The sequence below is a fragment of the Vibrio sp. 704 genome, assembly GCF_033339295.1.
Window position 1 is genome coordinate 1 of sequence record NZ_JAWOUH010000128.1, and the last position, 1051, is coordinate 1051.

The 1051-nt window shown below is 46.9% G+C and carries 2 protein-coding genes; one reads left to right on the forward strand and one right to left on the reverse strand.

Features of this window, described 5'->3' with window-relative positions; genetic code table 11:
• A partial coding sequence (fldB, locus tag R7R24_RS24920; protein ID WP_318119777.1) for a flavodoxin FldB occupies positions 1 to 430 on the forward strand: 430 nt, incomplete at its 5' end.
• Between the two features lie 90 nt (positions 431 to 520).
• On the opposite strand, the gene R7R24_RS24925 is transcribed toward fldB, so the two are convergent.
• Positions 521 to 1051 (reverse strand): branched-chain amino acid transport system II carrier protein (locus tag R7R24_RS24925; protein ID WP_318119778.1); only part of this gene is annotated, 531 nt, incomplete at its 5' end.

A 1051-nucleotide genomic window follows, 5' to 3' on the forward strand; every position in this document is an offset into this window, starting at 1 on the left:
CGATATTCACAATGTGAAAGAGACGCCGCTATCGCTGATGGCTGAATATGATTTATTGCTTCTAGGCATCTCGACTTGGGACTTTGGTGAGATCCAAGAAGATTGGAGCGCCATTTGGCAAGACATCGCGTCTACGCCGTTGAAAGGCAAAGTTGTGGCCCTATTTGGTCTTGGCGACCAAGAAGGCTACGGTGAATGGTACCTTGATGCCATGGGCCTACTGCACGACGAGTTAAAAGCAACCGGCGCCCAGTTTATCGGTTATTGGCCAAACGAAGGCTATAAGTTTGAAGCCTCGAAAGCGCTAACGGAAGATGGCAGCCAATTTGTTGGCCTAGCACTCGATGAAGACTCTCAATACGATTTGAGTGACGAGCGAATTGAAAAGTGGTGTGAACAAGTACTTGTGGAGTTCCACGATACGCTTTAAGCACCGACGCTTACATTGATGCGAACCAGATACAAAAAAGCCCGATGAATCACTTCATCGGGCTTTTTCATTATTCAGTTTCTGGCGTCTTTACGCCGCTTCTTCTCGTAGTTCTGGTTGAACAGATTTAGAGATGAAGAACATGCAGATGATAGCTGCCAGAGTAGGAAGAACCCAACCCATGCCCACTTCAAACAGCGGTAGTACGTTGAACGCAGATACATCCAAACCAGCAACTTTCGCTGCATCAACAAGTGCGAACAATAGTGATACTAGCAGTACCGCACGGTATGCAAAGCGAGGATTTGGCAGTTTGCTACGAACAAAGGTAAGAGCAACCAAAGCAATCGCCACTGGGTAAAGGGCAAACAGTACAGGTACAGAGAGCGAAATCAATTGCGCTAGACCAACGTTAGCAACTAGCGCACATACTGCACCGTTGATTAGAACCCACTGCTTGTATGACAGTGATGTCTTCGAGCTGAAGAAATCAGAACATGCTGAAATCAGACCGATAGCCGTTGTCAGACACGCTAGCAATACAATCACAGAAAGAACGATTTGACCGTAAGGGCCAAACAATGCTTGAACGTACTGGCTTAGAATCAGACCACCGTTGTC